Source organism: Paenibacillus sp. Root444D2, from assembly GCF_001426375.1.
Lineage (GTDB): Bacteria > Bacillota > Bacilli > Paenibacillales > NBRC-103111 > Paenibacillus_E.
In genome coordinates, this window is the sequence record NZ_LMEO01000013.1 from 15,204 (window position 1) to 30,897 (window position 15,694).

A 15,694-nucleotide genomic window follows, 5' to 3' on the forward strand; every position below is an offset into this window, starting at 1 on the left:
ATTCGCGATAATAATTTGTCCATCCCCTTACAACTTCTCGTGTTTTTCCGATTTTACCAGCGATCTCGGTGAACTTATATGTCCTTTTCATTGTTATCTATCGTCATCCTTTCTTCTTATGTCCATTAGGCTTAGGCATCAGTTGTAACATATTATTCAGGACATCAAACAAGTGACAACAAATGAAGGAAACATTTAAGAGTCCGCTTTTCCTTACCTTCGAGAGAACAACAAAAAACCCAGTACCTATGCGGCACTGAGTCTGTTTTAATACACTATTGATCCTCTACTTCACCAGCTGACCGCGAGTAACACCTAATTGGTTCGTCGCTTTCAACGAACGCCATACTTGCGTACCGCTAATCTCACCATCAATCGCGCGACGGTACAAGTCGAGAATTTCGCGCACCTTGTCTGGCGTCTCTTCAAGGAACTCAACACGGAAGGAGCGGATGCCTAAATCCATGAAATGACTCAAGTACTCGGCACCAGATTGGTCCACCGCGTTATACACCGTATTACGACAGCCTTCATCGACACGCACCGGGTGAGACATTCCGACACGGTCTTGTAAAGAAACGCTGTGATCCTCACAAGGACGACCGCAGTTTGTAAAGTTAGTGCCCTCGCTCAGGAACGTACAGTACACGCAGTGCTCCGTATGGAACATCGGCATGTGCTGATGAATAACAACCTCAAGCTTCGAGGTCTCAGCACGACGAAGCAAATCGACCATTTGCTGAATGTTCAAATCGTACGAAGGCGTAATCTTCGAAAGGCCCGCTTCTAGGAACAAGGCAGCCGTTTTGTGGTTGGCCACATTGAGCGAGAAATCCCCGATTAACTGCGGTTTCGGCGCGTCTGGATTTTCCAACCGATGCTTCAAGAAGAAGTAGGCTGCGCCCGTATTACGGATCAATACCGCATCCGGATTAAGCTTTAATATATGGTTAAAATAGCCCGTTTCCCCTGGCATGTGAATACGCGGTGTCACCAAGGCGATTCGGCGCCCGGCTGCACGAACGGCTTCCACGGCCGCTGGGAACTGCTTAATAAATTCGAAATCCGCATAAATAAACTCGATTTCCGTTGTTTCAAGCACAGCCTTCACCTGATCCAGGTTACGGCAAAGTGCAGTAAGCTCCACAGCCTTGCGTTCCGCTAGGGAAAGCGCAGGAGCATTCGCGGCAGCGTTGGTGATAGCTGCCTCAGCAGCTGACTGAATCACGTCGTCATACACGCCGATTTCACGCTTCATGTAAGCAGGCGGTTTCTGCCGCTCGTCTTCCATCAGCTCCACAGCCATGCGGCGCATGCTGTTAAGCTCACGCATTGGCACAATCAGCTCACCGGTCAGCTGTAGATCCAGCTGGCTGAGCTCAAAAACCGTGCCGCCAAGGCGTCCAAACTGCTCCGTAAAGAGCTGTTCGTCCATCGGTCTTTTCTCCGCGCGAACGAGCGGAAGCTCGGACTGTACGAAGACGGTATGTCCGCCTTGAATATCCGTCCACCAGCTCTTGAGCGGCTCGCCTTCTACGCCGCTTACCTTCACGCTGACCGGGAATGTCCGGTAAGGCTTGTCGGTCTCGAACGTCTGGCGCAGGCGCTTGTCAAGCTGCGGATCATTCGTCTTCCAGATGCGGTCCCCGACATGCAGACGGCCCAGCTCCACATCATTGCGTCCCATAATGATCTCGATGAGTCCGCCCTCGGCTTCGCCTTCGAGCTTCTCTCCCTTGCGGCGCAAATCGTAGATGCGCCCGCCTTCTTCCTTCTTCGTCGGATCCCCCGCGTCGAAAACAAGACCGTCACCGCGCTTGAGCGGCGCCTCCAGCTCACAGATCACGCCATCGCGCAAAATTTGCTTGATGCGGCCCACGAAAACCCCGCGGCTCTTCGGAAACGTGCCGTCGACAAGCTGCTTATTGTTGGTTCCATTCAAGAAGCCAACCGTAAATCCACGCGAGAAGCTTTGCTGAAGCTCACGAACCTCTTCTTTGGTCGGACGAGCATCCTCCCCATCGAAATAGCGGTCAATCGCACGGCGGTACTTGCTCACGACATTGGCCACGTATTCAGGGGTCTTTAGACGTCCTTCAATTTTGAATGAGCGTACGCCGGCTTCAATAAGCTCCGGAACGATCTCTATCGCTGCCAAATCCTTTGGCGACAGCAAATACGTGACATCGCCCATCGGCTTTTGCACGCCGTCGACCATCAGATCATACGGCAAGCGGCATGCCTGTGCACATTCTCCACGGTTAGCGGAACGCCCGCCCCACATTTCAGAAGTCAAACACTGACCGGAATAAGATACACAAAGCGCACCGTGCACGAAAACTTCCATCGGAAGCTTCGCTTGATCGCCGATTTGTTTAATCTGCTTCAAGTTATTTTCGCGCCCTAAAACAACGCGCTCAATATCGAACGGCTTCGTAAATTCAACCGCCTCAGGCGATGTAATCGTCATCTGTGTCGATCCGTGAATCGGAAAATCGGGGGAGATTTGGCGAATCATTTTAACCAAACCAAGATCCTGTACAATGACCGCATCCACACCGGCGTCCACACATGCATCTATCAATTGCTTCGCATCATTCAGTTCTTCCTCAAACACAAGGATGTTGAAGGTAAGAAAGCCCTTTACTCCATATAAATGAAGGAACGACATAATATCCGGCAGTTCAGCCATCGTAAAGTTATGCGCGCGTGCCCTAGCATTAAATTTCTCCACACCAAAAAACACGGCATCCGCACCATTGGCAACAGCCGCTCTCAAACAATCCCAATCCCCCGCAGGGGCCAACAATTCTATATCTTCTCTGCGTATCGTACGCATGGCAGCAAATCCTTTCAATAATAGATCCTCGGGTAAACCTCAAAGTCTTCTCTTTAGTGTAACAGAAAGGATAGGTAGGAATCTAGGGCGGGGGGTAATTACAAACTTAGCCAATATCCGACAGCCACAGCTGATTGCCAAACGTTTCCTCTCGCAACACCAAACCCTTTAGAAGTTAACAAAGCTTCCTATGAATGCTATAATGGCAAGGATAGTGACCTTTTTAGTAATTGAGGGATACCTTTGGTTTTGTCGAAAATTCGTGTTCTTAAACTACTGATCGGACTAGGCCTTGTCAGCCTATTTACCATTGTCCTACTTTTATTTTTGCCAAAAGTAGATGAAACCAAGCTCCTCTATGCGACGAGCGGGGATCTTTATGATGCGGCAGCCTATGGAAATTTTCAGCAAACCTTGCAAGCAGGCGTTCACATTGACAAGCAAAACCTGCCTTCCTTAACAACGAGCCAGCTTCGAAAGTATAATGCGATTTATCTGGATCCTGCCCTTGCGCAAGATGCCGGGTGGGCGGAGCAAGTTACGAAGCTTGTCACATTCGTGAAGCAGGGCGGACATTTATTAGTGGAAAATGAGTTTGCTGACCGGTTTCCGCTGGATTTTCTTGGAGCTGCCAGAATTGTTGATTTAAAAAAGGTACCTCTGAACAAATTTGGCTCACCTTTCTTATCAGGGGATTCACTATCTCTCAGCTACCCGCAGGTGCCAGTTAATCTTCAGGGCATTCAACAAACCTTTCAATTATTTACGCAAAGCTATCTTAAGCATAATACAATTTACGATCTACCTGGTTTTAACCTCGGATACGGTTTCGATCCCTCCACAGGTCAAACGATTGTGGCAATGAATAAACCTGTGGAGTCGAAGATGCCTGTATCGCTTGTTATGCAGAACCGCGTTGGAAAAGGCACCGTGCTGATCAGCAGTAACTTTCTGCCGAACCGGTACTTCCTAACAGGCTACGACATGATGAGCGGTATGGATCCGAAGCTAGGCTTCTCACAGCTGGCTGCAAAGTTCCAAGCAGAAATGAAACGGGTTCCGGGAACGACTTATTTCAATAGAAAAACGTTACCGATTGAGCCTTATTTTAACTTTGCTTTTGCTGCAGCGAACATGCAGTATCGCAGTGAGCTGCTGGCTTATGTATCGAAAGAAACACTTGGTTACAGTGTTAAAAAAATTCTTGGCCCATACGGAAGGCCTGCGATGGCCTTTCAGAACCATTTTGAGGCGATGCCGGCAATTCAGCAGAAAGACGGCATTGCTTGGGCGGAGAAGCTGAAGGAATATAACGAGATCCCCTCGTTTACACTCGTACGCAACGCCTTCTACTGGGGGCAATGGCGCGAGAGCGTGACGGTGCAGCTCAATACGGGAACGAACGCGCAGCCGAAGTTCGTCGGAGAGCTGCCTGGCTCGGGTTACGCGAGCGGGCTGCACGTGATGGCTGCTGGCAAGCCCCTGCGGCAGGCTTTGTTTCCACAGTATCGCGATCTGTCGAGCGCGATTGAGCTGCCTTACCGCGCGTACCCGACGGCCGCGGATATGAACGGCGACGGCCGCACGGACCTCGTGGTCGGCAGCTCGGATGGATTCGTGTATGTGTACACGAATCAAGGTGTTGACGCGGCGGCCTACACGAGTGAGCCGCCGCCAGAGGGCTTGGCGCTGCCGGACACGTTCGGCGCGCCGGTGAAGCTGTTGCTGGAGTCCGGCGAGCCGCTCCAGCTTGGCCCTTACAGTGCCGTTCACGCCGCAGACGTGAACGGGGATGGCCGCACGGACCTCGTCGTCTCCGACGAGTCCGGGGCGGTACGGCTTCTGCCGCAGCTCGCTAGCGGCAGGTTCTCGAAGCCCGCGGTGCTGCTCGCGGGTGGGAAGCCGCTGCAGCTGCCCGGAGGGCCTGCAGCGCCGTTCGTCGCCGACGTCGATGGCGACGGCAAGCTCGACCTTGTCCTAGGCGGAGCCGATGGACAAGTATGGCTCTACAAGGGCCGCAGCGCAGCGGGCCTCACCCTAAACCAAGGCAGCGCCATCATCACGCTGCCGAACAAAGCCACGCACGCCGCACCATCCGTGCGTGACATCAACGGCGACGGCCGACTTGATCTCGTAGTCGGCAGCAGTGACGGGGACCTACAGGTTTTCACCCAAGAAGGCGCTGGCGCTTGGGCAGATGAGGGTCCCCTACAGGGCACAACCCTGAACCAAGTCGGCGATCACGCCTTGGTTGCCGGCCACTACTCCGTCCCGCTTTGGATAGATCTTAATCACGACGGCAAAGACGACCTGGTCGTCGGCGGTATCGAATTCGGGTCCCCCGTTTCGATCGACGACCCGCAGTTTCCTTATCAAGCGGAGCTCCAGGAGTTCATCCAATACGCGCGTGACAATCATTTACAAATCGATCCGCACATGTTCGTGCATAATTTCAAAAGTGCTGAACAGGAACGTACCGAGCTTTTCCTTCACAAGAAAGCTTTCGATAAGCTCGGTATCCCTTGGCTGCACCCTGGAACGAACCAACACACGTGGCGCATCAATAACATAGATCAACAGCAAACACTGGAAACTGAACATCAGCAAGGATTATGGTACAATTTCGGATTCTTATCACCCGATTCGCCCGTTATTTCACGTCCCGAAGAGATTTGGTCGCTTCCCTTCCTATTACAGGATAAACAAGGGAATACAGATCATACGATGCTGATTCATACACCGACGCCGGTACTGCGGACAGGAGATTATGCAACGACGGACGTTTTCGAATCAATGGCTAAATTGGATATGCCGATTGATTATTTCGAGCACATCGAGTACCATTTTCCCGTACCGTCTTTGGTTGCCGACTTAACCAATTTTGCTGATTACTTTAATAAACTTCGTATGAAGCATGATTATAATTTTATGACCGAAACACAGATGGCGAAGTCATTCTTAACCGCTATGAAAAGCGAAGTTCGTATTAGTCAGTCATGGGCTTCTTACTTATGGGACAAGCTGAAAGATCGTTTATCAGGCAGCAGTCCGCACTTTCACGCCACTTTGACACCGAATACCAACAAGGTGCCAAGCTTGGCTGGTGAGTATGCTGCAACACTTGGTGTTGTCATCGAAAAGGGTGAAAAACTTGCCCTATACTCCCTACAAAGTGATTCGGATATTTACACGACAATTGACAACCAATCCTATGTAGGTTTGGCTAAGCCATCCTCCATCGGTATTGGAGTGACCAAGGAAAAGTTCCACGTCGTACGTTCTAATGTCCCTTTTGAGCTGACACAGCAAGGAAACACTCATCAATTGGTCCTGAAATCAGCAGGTCTGCAGCAAGTGAAGGTATTCAGTCCTACGGAGCTACTTTTCGACGGATCCGATGCCAAGATCGAGCATGACTCCCAAACACATATGTACAACATCACCCGATACGGTGATTTAACGACACTTACTTTTACAGCAAAGTGAACTAACATTCCTTTATCTAATGACCACTTTTAAATTAACCAGGAGGCTTTCCAACATGTCTAATGAAGAATTATTAGCGCAGCTTGAACAGCATATTCGCGAGCGTTATGAAATTGCTGAGGATGACGATGATTTTGACGTTGATGTTCATCTGTTTGATTATGGGTTCATTGACTCCATCGGAGCCACAGCGCTCATCGCCCATATTGAGAAAACGTACAGCATCCAAGTGACGAATCAAGATTTAATGCTGTACTCTATGAACACGGTAAGCGAAATTGCCGATTTTATTTCCAAGAAGACTGCGAGGTAACCCACTCATGTTGACATGTAAAATTTCTTTAGAAGGCCTGGCTGAAAGTCAGCATGGACAAGTCAAATACGCGTCCGCCTTTGCCGATGAGCATATTCAGGATATTGCCCTTGTGGATGGTCACATTATCATTACCCATAACTCTCCGAATGGAAACGAAGGTATTACAGAACGGGTTCAGCGTCTTATTGAACGCTTCTCGCACGGTGATTTCGGCTTCAAGGAAAACATTCTATTCGAGAACAAAGTCGATACTCCCTATGAAGGCGATATTATCGCTGAGCTTGTAGAGCGTAAAGCAATTAAAGTGTTGGAGCCCGGCCTTTTTATTTTCCGTGAGCCTTTCTCCAGCTTAATGCGTTTCTTGGATTATTCTTTCGTTACAAAGATCGCCAAGCGTTTCGAAGGCATGCAGGAAGAGTCTTATCCAGCTGTCATTCATAGTCACACTTTGAATAAAACAAATCACTTCACTTCTTTCCCGGAGCACATTCATTTCGTGACTCATTTGCGTGAGGATTTGGATGTCATCGAATCCTTCTCCCAATCGATCCGCGAAGCTGGCGGTTGGAACCAAGAACAGCCATTGGCGCTTGATAACAATATGGTGAAGCCGAACTTCATGATGAATCCTTCTACTTGTTACCACTGCTATGAAGGCCTAGAGAATGAAACGCTTGAGGGTGACGGCATCGTCGTTACAGCCATTGCGAAATGTCACCGATTCGAGTCCAAAAACCACACCGATTTCGGTCGTCTGCTCGACTTCTCGATGCGCGAAATTATTTTCGTCGGTAAACCAGACTTCGTCAAAGAAAATCGCCTAAAATCGATTGAATATCTGAAAGAGCTTGCCGTTGAGTGGAACGTGGACAGCATGATGGAGATCGCCAACGACCCGTTCTTCACGAACGATTTCCAAGTGAAAGCGTCCTTCCAACGCAATCAAGAGATGAAATATGAGCTGCGCTTGAGCATTCCTCATGTGAAGAAATCAATCGCCTGCTCCTCTGTAAATTTCCATAGCAACACGTTCGGAAATGCTTTTAATATTAAAATGGGCAAGCGCAACGCCGTTACAGGCTGTGTAGGCTTTGGTATCGAGCGCTGGGCGTTCGCGTTCTTGGCACAGTACGGTCTCGATGAACAGCAGTGGCCTGCTACATTCCGTGAGCAGTACCATGCTTGGCAGGAGAAGGCGCTGTAAGTGCCTTTTCTGTTCTATCCGTAACTACTTTGCTATGTCGACCATAAGCAGATCCCCTGATGGATCATTGATGTATAACCATCGATAATGAATCCCGATGAATGATCCTCGCCAAGTGAACCTTGACGATTGATTCCTCGACCGTCTAAGTTGCATTTTGTACAACAATATCTCGATAAAGCGGCCTTTACCAGCAGCAAAGTTGCATTTCTTACAACAATTCTGTTCCAAAACGCCTGATTGATGAAAATCTCTTTGAATTGTTGTATTTTTTACAACATATAGCCAATATGCTTAAGGATTTAAAAGAATTGTTGCACAAAATGCAACTTCACCACGAGTTGGGACGACGGTCTTGCTAGCTTGTTGCACGTTTACACCCCAAGTAACATCACATGGCCCACACACCGACATTAGCTGTACGATATACAGTTCCTTGTCAACTGTGGGCCAACTAATGCTTCATGCGTTCTCCATGGCAAGCCAGACGTTATGAAGCGTCCATCCTATACAAAGATAATGAGTGATACCGTTGAAAGTAGCTGCATTTCTCAAAAAAAATAGTTTCGTACTCGGCCTGCTGCTGGCAATCGTCGTCTCCGACCTGCTCATTTCTTGGTGGAACCCGATGGTTAGCTCGCGCCGTTTTTACAAAAACGACTTTACCAAAACGCTCTACCACCACGGCTGGTCCCAATCGGGTCCAGTTTTCTTCGGTAATTCCTCCGTCACGGGTGCGTATATCGAAGAGAAATCCGAAGCCCATTTGGTTGAGATGGGACTTTCCTATGGAAAGCTAACCGACCTGAAAGCCATCCTATCGAGTAACCTTTACCAGGTGAAGGATGAGCTTGTGATTGGCATTGATGTTCACACCATGCTGGACTCACTTGAAACCGATCCAACCTATCAATGGTTCAAACCCTGGTATCAGCCTTATGTTTACACGTACCGCGACTATTTCCGGGATTCCGGTGAAGAGTTTGCTCGTAATTTGAGTAAAGGCAGCCTAACCTATGAGCCTCGCTGGATTGATAAAGAGCTGTACCCCGGTCGCAAAGACGATGCTTTCCTAAAGACGAAATGGACCGAATACGACAAGCGCTTTGGTTCCATGACACTGAAAGATTTTCAGGCAAATTTGGATGCTCTGCAATGGGTTATCCAGTATGCGAATAAGCATCAACTTCCTCTGCGTGTGATTTGGATGCCGTGGAACAAAGGCTATGCGGATCCGCCTTACGTCGCCTCCTTGATGCAAGAGGCAAATCGCCAGCTGCAAGCTGCGAATGTGCCTACGCTGGATTTGCTGCACAAATACGATCCACGCTATTTCCATGACCTTGTCCACTTGAACCGCGAAGAGGGCGCGCCGCTATTTACAAAGGAGGTAGACACATGGTTAAAATCCTTAGGAAAACCATCGAAGTCCTAATCTATCTCGTGATGCTGTATTTGGTTTTCATCTATTTTACTGGCAAGGGCTTGTTTATCTACGAGAAATTCTAGTATTTCTAAATCTTCTAGAAGTCTAAGATGAGACTGATCAAGCTTTCGAAGCGAGGAGTTCTATAGCTATGTTTTATATGCACATGAACGCAATTATCGCTATGATTGGCATGGTTGCCGTTCTGATGCTCACCCGTAAGTGGGCTAATAACAAACGCATTCTGATGATTATTTTCAGCCTCTGCTTTCTGCTGCTGTTTAGCCAGAAGCTGCTTATTTTCTATGCTGCTTTCACGATCATTAATTATGCTGGCTTTGTTTATCTATGCCGAACAACGTTCTGGCGTAAAGCGACCTTTATTTTCGCGATTGCCGCTAATGTTGTCGGTGTGTTTCTCGGTGTCCGGCTTTTCGTCATGGACATTTTTCACAATCCATTGTTCGATGCTATCATCTATTTAGGCCTCATTTATAACGTTCTTAAAGTGATCGATGCTTATTATTTTGCTTATTTCTTCGGTAAAGAAGGTCAAGTTCCAGCCATTGATTACGCGAATTACCTGCTCTTCATTCCAACTTTTACATCGGGACCGATTTTAAAATTCCGTGATTTCATGGCCGATAGCAAAAAGCCTTACAACGTAGACGCCGCTCTTTTTGAAGATAGTGTGAAACGGATCATTTTAGGTTTGTTTAAGAAAATTGTTGTGGTCACCTGGATGACCAGCGTTTTCGATCAAGTGCTAAAGCAGGATTTGCACACTCATCAGTCGTTATTTCTATTGATCTGGTTCTATGCACTCATTTACTTTGATTTCTCCGGTTATTCCGATATGGCGATCGGCTTTGGGCGATTGATGGGCTATACGATGCCTGAGAACTTCAAGCGTCCTCTCTTCTCACCTTCCATGACACAGTTTTGGCGAAATTGGCACGCGACGTTAGGTGATTTTTTCCGAGATCATATTTTCATGTTCTTCTCCCGTACTGCTCCATCCCGCTGGGTAGCCTCCAGCTTGTCTGTTCTGATTATGGTCTTGATTGGTCTGTGGCATGGCTTTACATGGCTTTATTTCTTCTACGGGCTCTATCATGGGATTATTCTGGCCATCGAAAATATCTTTAAAATCACTACCGTTAATAAAAAGAAAGTATCCAAAACCTATTTCTACTTTCGTTGTTTCGTTACACAAGCATTAGTTACGTTCTCGGTTATTATCTACAGCTCCAATTATGAGACGGTACTTCGGATCTATAAAGGCTTGCTTCATTTTACTGGATGATAGTGGTATAATTTGTGTGGTTGTTTACCATTTATGGAGGTGTACCTAATGAAGTTAGGCGTTTTTATGGTTCTGTTCGGTGGAAAACCTTTCGAGGAAGCGTTGGATTACATTGCTGCGAAAGGCTTAGATGCTGTTGAAATTGGTACAGGGGGCTATCCCGGTACAGCTCATTGCAACCCAAGCGAACTTCTCGCAGACGCAGGGAAATTAAAAGCATTTAAACATGCGGTGGAATCCCGCGGTTTGACAATCAGCGCGCTTAGCGCACACGGTAACCCGCTGCACCCGCAAAAACACATTGCTAAAGAGTTTCATGATGCTATCATACAAACGATTGATCTTGCTGAGCGCTTAGAGGTACCTGTGGTTAATACGTTCTCAGGCTGTCCTGGTGACCATGAGGATGCGAAGTATCCGAACTGGCCGGTAGCGCCTTGGCCGAACGATTTCCAAGAGATTCTGGACTGGCAGTGGGGGAACAAAATTATTCCTTACTGGACAGAGACAGGCAAGTACGCTTCCGACCGTAATATTAAAATTGGTCTGGAGTTGCACGGCGGTTTCTCCGTACATACGCCAGCAACTCTCCTTCGTCTGCGCGAAGCAGCAGGTGATGCGATCGGCGCGAATCTTGACCCGAGTCATATGTGGTGGCAAGGAATCGATCCTGTTCAAGCTGTTCAAATTCTTGGCCGTGCCGGAGCGATTCACCATTTCCACGCCAAAGATACATCTCTTGATGTTAACAATGTGAACCGCTATGGTGTAACAGACATGCAATCCTACGCTAACATGCTTGACCGCGCTTGGCAGTTCCGCTCTGTTGGTTATGGTCATGATATGAAAGTTTGGGCTGACATCATTAGCGCTCTGCGCCTTGTTGGTTACGACTATGTCGTGAGCATCGAGCACGAAGACGGTTTGATGTCCGTAGAAGAAGGATTCTCCAAAGCGGTGCAAAATCTGCAACAAGTGCTCATCAAGGAACCTCTTGGTGAAATGTGGTGGGTATAAGCATTCGCTCAAGGATAAACGACTCCGTCGTCCTTCTGGGACGAGCGAGTTTGTCAAGACTGATGACGCGAAGTGTAATAAAACTTATACTTTCTCAGCTACTTAAATAAATCAAAAAAGCCCGCAGGCGCCGTTGATCTTACGATCTTGGTCCTGCGGGCTTTTATCTTGTTTTGCTCTGATTTACCAGCCGCTGATCATAACGTAATCCATGATGCCGAATACGATCAAGGAAATTCCCGCAAACCCAAGGGCAAACAAATTTCTTCGAGGGTTGATCAACTGTCTAATAACCGCAATGGCGATGACAACCGTGAAGATCAAAACGTAAATATCAAAGCTTGTATACGTACTTGTTGTTGCTGCTGCTTCCGCTAATAACATGGTGAAACCTCCTTATAGTAACTCGGTGCAAGGCACACGTCCTGCTATTTTAATTCTATGTTAGCTTGATTGGGCAATAGATGCAAGTGATTACACTGATGTGTAACAAGTTTGTCACCTTTTGCAGGCCTTGACCCATATGATAAGGCCATGAATGGATGGATTCAACGAAGCTCATACATCAAATCAATGATTTCTTTTTGATAAATCGTGTTTTCTCATACCTGCCTCGTAAGTATAAAATGTCCATCTCTTCGAGTATTTATAACTCCGAGCATATTGAGATTCAACTCATGACTTATACATCAGCGGCCAAAATAAAAAATAAACCCGACATCCCTATCAAGGGACGTTTCGGGTTCTATGTTTTCTTAGAGTAACATTTCTTAAACGACTAGTCCGTACACGGGGTCGAATTCTTTATGCTCCTCTAAGTATACGTTTTGTAGTTTTTCTGCTAATTCTTTCTCCTGCCAAGCTAAGAATCGAAAAGGATCAATACCTAAAGCAGAAACAATCTCTTGTAACTCTAACGTCGGTTTCATAACAAGCCTCCATAAAGTAGATAGATTATACTGCTTATATCCTCAATCATGGATAGTTAGTAATAGGGATATTTTCGTATGCAACTTATAACCTAATTATAGGTCTATTCTCCCTCATTGTGATAGAGGGTTAAATTGTCGAAGCTTGTATCATTCTATTAAGTCTTAACAAAATTAAAGGTATGTTAGTCGGAATTGTGACAAAAAGAACAAAATAAGCTTGGCGTCACGATCTCTTGTATCGTGAGCCAAGCTTATTCGGGTAACTGACTAACCTACTGATTCTTCTAGCACCTCAAGGCGCTTCGCATAGTTCTCAGAGCGCTCCCGATCCCGTTCAAGGATCGGTTTCAAATACTGGCCGGTGTAGGACCCGGCCACCTTCACGACATCCTCCGGCGTACCGGCTGCCACGATCAGTCCTCCGCGGGTACCACCCTCGGGGCCTAAATCGATGACGTGGTCCGCCGTCTTGATCACATCGAGGTTATGCTCGATGACAAGTACGGTTTCACCGTTCTCAACGAGACGGTGAAGCACCTTCAGCAGACGATCGATATCGTGGATGTGGAGCCCCGTAGTGGGCTCATCCAGGATGTAGATCGTCTTGCCTGTGCTGCGGCGGTACAGCTCCGCCGCAAGCTTCACACGCTGGGCTTCGCCGCCGGACAGCGTAGTAGCTGGCTGGCCGAGGGTCATGTAGCCCAGGCCCACATCTAGAAGTGTCGTCAGCTTACGATGAATACGCGGCAAGTTCTTGAAGAACTCGCAGCCGTCCTCAATCGTCATTTCTAACACTTCGGAAATGCTCTTGCCTTTGTACTTCACTTCCATCGTCTCGCGGTTGTACCGCTTGCCTTTACAGACTTCACAAGGCACATACACGTCTGGTAAGAAGTGCATCTCGATCTTGATGATGCCGTCTCCACGACAAGCCTCACAGCGGCCGCCCTTCACGTTAAAGCTGAAGCGGCCTTTCTTGTAACCGCGAACCTTGGCTTCGTTCGTATTCGCATAAACATCACGAATATCGTCAAACACACCGGTATACGTCGCTGGATTCGAGCGTGGCGTGCGGCCAATCGGTGATTGGTCAATGTCGATGACTTTATCAATGTGTTCAAGTCCCACAATTTCCTTGTGCTCACCAGGACGCACCTTAGCTCCGTTTAAATCACGCGACAAGGTTTTGAACAAAATCTCGTTAATCAACGTACTTTTGCCTGAACCGGATACCCCTGTTACACAGGTGAATACTCCGAGTGGCACTTTAGCCGAGACGTTGCGCAAATTATTTTCTTTGGCGCCTTTGACCTCGATCCATTTCCCATTCGGCTTGCGTCGCGCTGCTGGAATAGGAATGAAACGTTTGCCGCTAAGGTATTGTCCTGTTAGAGAGTTTTCGTCTTTCATCAACTCTGTAGGCGTACCTTCCGCAATAACTTGTCCGCCATGAATACCGGCACCAGGACCGATATCGATAATGTAATCCGCAGCCATCATCGTGTCTTCATCATGTTCCACGACGATTAATGTGTTGCCGAGATCACGCATATGTTCGAGCGTCTGAATCAGACGCGTATTATCTCTTTGATGAAGCCCAATGCTAGGCTCATCCAAAATATAAAGGACACCCATCAAACTAGAACCGATCTGTGTAGCCAAGCGAATCCGCTGCGCTTCTCCACCCGATAACGTACCTGCAGCACGATGCATCGTTAAGTAATCAAGACCCACGTTGACAAGGAACCCCAGGCGAGATCTGATTTCTTTGAGAATCAAATTGGAAATCGTCAGCTCACGTTCATTCAAGTCCAGCCCTTTGAACCATTCCTCAGCGTCACCAATTGAAAGGGAAGTTGCATGCGCAATGTTTTTGCCATTGATCGTCACAGCTAACGTTTCGGGCTTCAGACGCTGTCCTTTACACTTCGGACAAGGCTTCGTGCTCATATACGTCTGGATATGCTCCCTGATCCCCTCAGAGAACGTATCTTTGAATCTGCGCTCTAAGTTGCGAATGATACCCTCGAAAGGAACCAACGCTTCCTTGCTCGCTCCCATATCATTCTCGTAGCGGAAGCGAATCTTCTCCCCGCCTGTTCCATAAAGGATAACCTTTATTTGATCACTGCTGATCTCAGAAACAGGCACATTGCGCGGAATGGAATAATGTTCACAAACCGCAGCAAGAAACTGCGGGTAATAGTTGGAAGTGCTGCCGGCCCAAGCTTCGAACGCTCCCTCTTCAATCGTTAGCTTCATATCAGGAACAAGTAAATCAGGATCAACAATCATTTGACTGCCTAGTCCATCACAATCGGGACAAGCGCCAAAGGGACTGTTAAACGAAAACATTCTCGGTGCTAATTCTTCAACACTGAAGCCGCACTCCGGACAGGCTAAGTTCTGGCTAAAAAGAAGCTCTTCTTTGTCAATGATATCAACGATTACCCGGCCATTCGCCAGCTTGAGCGCTGTCTCCAGTGAATCCGCAAGACGAGTTTGAACATCCTCTTTGATCACGATACGGTCAACAACGACCTCAATCGTATGCTTTTTATTTTTGTCGAGCTCAATCTTCTCAGCGAGATCGACCGTTTCACCGTTGACACGCACCCTGACGAATCCCTGCTTTTGAATATCAGCAAGCAGCTTCGTATGTTCGCCTTTGCGTCCTGAAATAAGGGGAGCTAGAATCTGGAGCTTCGTTCGTTCCGGATACTCCATAATGCGATCCACCATTTGTTCCACGGTTTGCGATGTAATCTCAATACCATGGGTCGGACAGTGCGGACGTCCAATTCGAGCATATAGTAAGCGCAAATAGTCGTAAATCTCCGTTACTGTCCCAACCGTGGAACGCGGATTACGGCTTGTTGTTTTCTGATCAATGGAAATAGCCGGGGATAGACCTTCAATCGAATCTACATCCGGCTTATCCATTTGCCCTAGAAATTGTCTGGCATAGGCAGATAGAGATTCAACGTATCTGCGCTGCCCCTCCGCATAAATCGTATCAAAGGCAAGCGAAGATTTCCCTGATCCACTTAAGCCTGTGAGAACAACAAACTTATCACGCGGAATCGTGACATCGATATTTTTCAGATTATGAGCTCTCGCTCCTTTAATGACGATTTGATCTCTAGACACAGTACCCTTCCTCTCCTA

The 15,694-nt window shown here is 47.6% G+C and carries 11 protein-coding genes; 7 read left to right on the forward strand and 4 right to left on the reverse strand.

The genetic code is table 11. The features are described from left to right. Positions 1-286: 286 nt before the first annotated feature. Complete coding sequence (locus tag ASD40_RS10525) at positions 287-2,839, reverse strand: DUF3656 domain-containing U32 family peptidase (RefSeq protein ID WP_057303307.1); 2,553 nt, start codon at positions 2,837-2,839, stop codon at positions 287-289. Positions 2,840-3,088: 249 nt separating this feature from the next. Between ASD40_RS10525 and ASD40_RS10530 the strand changes: the two genes are divergently transcribed. The 6 genes from ASD40_RS10530 to ASD40_RS10555 all read left to right on the forward strand — a co-directional run bounded on the left by ASD40_RS10530 (position 3,089) and on the right by ASD40_RS10555 (position 11,594). Continuing rightward, positions 3,089-6,325, forward strand: a complete 3,237-nt coding sequence (locus ASD40_RS10530; protein ID WP_063870755.1) for an FG-GAP repeat domain-containing protein — start codon at positions 3,089-3,091, stop codon at positions 6,323-6,325. A gap of 55 nt (positions 6,326-6,380) precedes the next feature. Continuing rightward, positions 6,381-6,638, forward strand: coding sequence for an acyl carrier protein (locus ASD40_RS10535; RefSeq protein WP_029194863.1), 258 nt, complete (start codon positions 6,381-6,383; stop codon positions 6,636-6,638). Between the two features lie 7 nt (positions 6,639-6,645). Further along, positions 6,646-7,845, forward strand: coding sequence for a hypothetical protein (locus ASD40_RS10540; protein WP_235549215.1), 1,200 nt, complete (start codon positions 6,646-6,648; stop codon positions 7,843-7,845). Between the two features lie 523 nt (positions 7,846-8,368). After that, the gene (locus tag ASD40_RS10545; protein WP_327205282.1) at positions 8,369-9,280 is read left to right on the forward strand and encodes a hypothetical protein; all 912 of its coding nucleotides are present in this window, start codon (positions 8,369-8,371) and stop codon (positions 9,278-9,280) included. Positions 9,281-9,422: 142 nt separating this feature from the next. Further along, positions 9,423-10,577 carry an MBOAT family O-acyltransferase gene (locus tag ASD40_RS10550; protein ID WP_057303262.1) on the forward strand — a complete coding sequence of 385 codons (1,155 nt, stop codon included), beginning with the start codon at positions 9,423-9,425 and terminating at the stop codon, positions 10,575-10,577. 48 nt (positions 10,578-10,625) lie between these two features. Then, positions 10,626-11,594 (forward strand): sugar phosphate isomerase/epimerase family protein, encoded by a 969-nt coding sequence (locus tag ASD40_RS10555; RefSeq protein WP_057303263.1) that lies wholly within the window; start codon positions 10,626-10,628, stop codon positions 11,592-11,594. Between the two features lie 183 nt (positions 11,595-11,777). On the opposite strand, the gene ASD40_RS10560 is transcribed toward ASD40_RS10555, so the two are convergent. Then, positions 11,778-11,978: a DUF2759 family protein gene (locus ASD40_RS10560; RefSeq protein ID WP_057303264.1), complete on the reverse strand. Its 201-nt coding sequence runs from the start codon at positions 11,976-11,978 to the stop codon at positions 11,778-11,780. 158 nt (positions 11,979-12,136) lie between these two features. On the opposite strand from ASD40_RS10560, the gene ASD40_RS10565 reads away from it, so the two are divergent. Next, positions 12,137-12,358 (forward strand): hypothetical protein, encoded by a 222-nt coding sequence (locus ASD40_RS10565; protein ID WP_057303265.1) that lies wholly within the window; start codon positions 12,137-12,139, stop codon positions 12,356-12,358. A gap of 6 nt (positions 12,359-12,364) precedes the next feature. Here the strand turns inward: ASD40_RS10565 and ASD40_RS37145 are convergent, their stop codons facing one another. Together ASD40_RS37145 and uvrA are read right to left on the reverse strand one after the other, a co-directional pair. Beyond that, positions 12,365-12,523, reverse strand: coding sequence for a hypothetical protein (locus ASD40_RS37145; protein WP_156389965.1), 159 nt, complete (start codon positions 12,521-12,523; stop codon positions 12,365-12,367). Positions 12,524-12,793: 270 nt separating this feature from the next. Continuing rightward, a complete protein-coding gene (gene uvrA, locus ASD40_RS10570; RefSeq protein WP_057303266.1) occupies positions 12,794-15,676 on the reverse strand; it encodes an excinuclease ABC subunit UvrA in 2,883 nt (960 codons plus the stop codon). Between the last annotated feature and the right edge of the window lie 18 nt (positions 15,677-15,694).

Excerpts from the sequence above, each read along its gene's own strand:
- ASD40_RS10525 (WP_057303307.1), bottom strand. The coding sequence starts at position 2,839 with ATGCGTACGATACGCAGAGAAGATATAGAATTGTTGGCCCCTGCGGGG.
- ASD40_RS10535 (WP_029194863.1), top strand. The coding sequence starts at position 6,381 with ATGTCTAATGAAGAATTATTAGCGCAGCTTGAACAGCATATTCGCGAG.
- ASD40_RS10540 (WP_235549215.1), top strand. The coding sequence starts at position 6,646 with ATGTTGACATGTAAAATTTCTTTAGAAGGCCTGGCTGAAAGTCAGCAT.
- ASD40_RS10550 (WP_057303262.1), top strand. The coding sequence starts at position 9,423 with ATGTTTTATATGCACATGAACGCAATTATCGCTATGATTGGCATGGTT.
- ASD40_RS10555 (WP_057303263.1), top strand. The coding sequence starts at position 10,626 with ATGAAGTTAGGCGTTTTTATGGTTCTGTTCGGTGGAAAACCTTTCGAG.
- ASD40_RS10560 (WP_057303264.1), bottom strand. The coding sequence starts at position 11,978 with ATGTTATTAGCGGAAGCAGCAGCAACAACAAGTACGTATACAAGCTTT.
- ASD40_RS10565 (WP_057303265.1), top strand. The coding sequence starts at position 12,137 with ATGGATTCAACGAAGCTCATACATCAAATCAATGATTTCTTTTTGATA.
- ASD40_RS37145 (WP_156389965.1), bottom strand. The coding sequence starts at position 12,523 with ATGAAACCGACGTTAGAGTTACAAGAGATTGTTTCTGCTTTAGGTATT.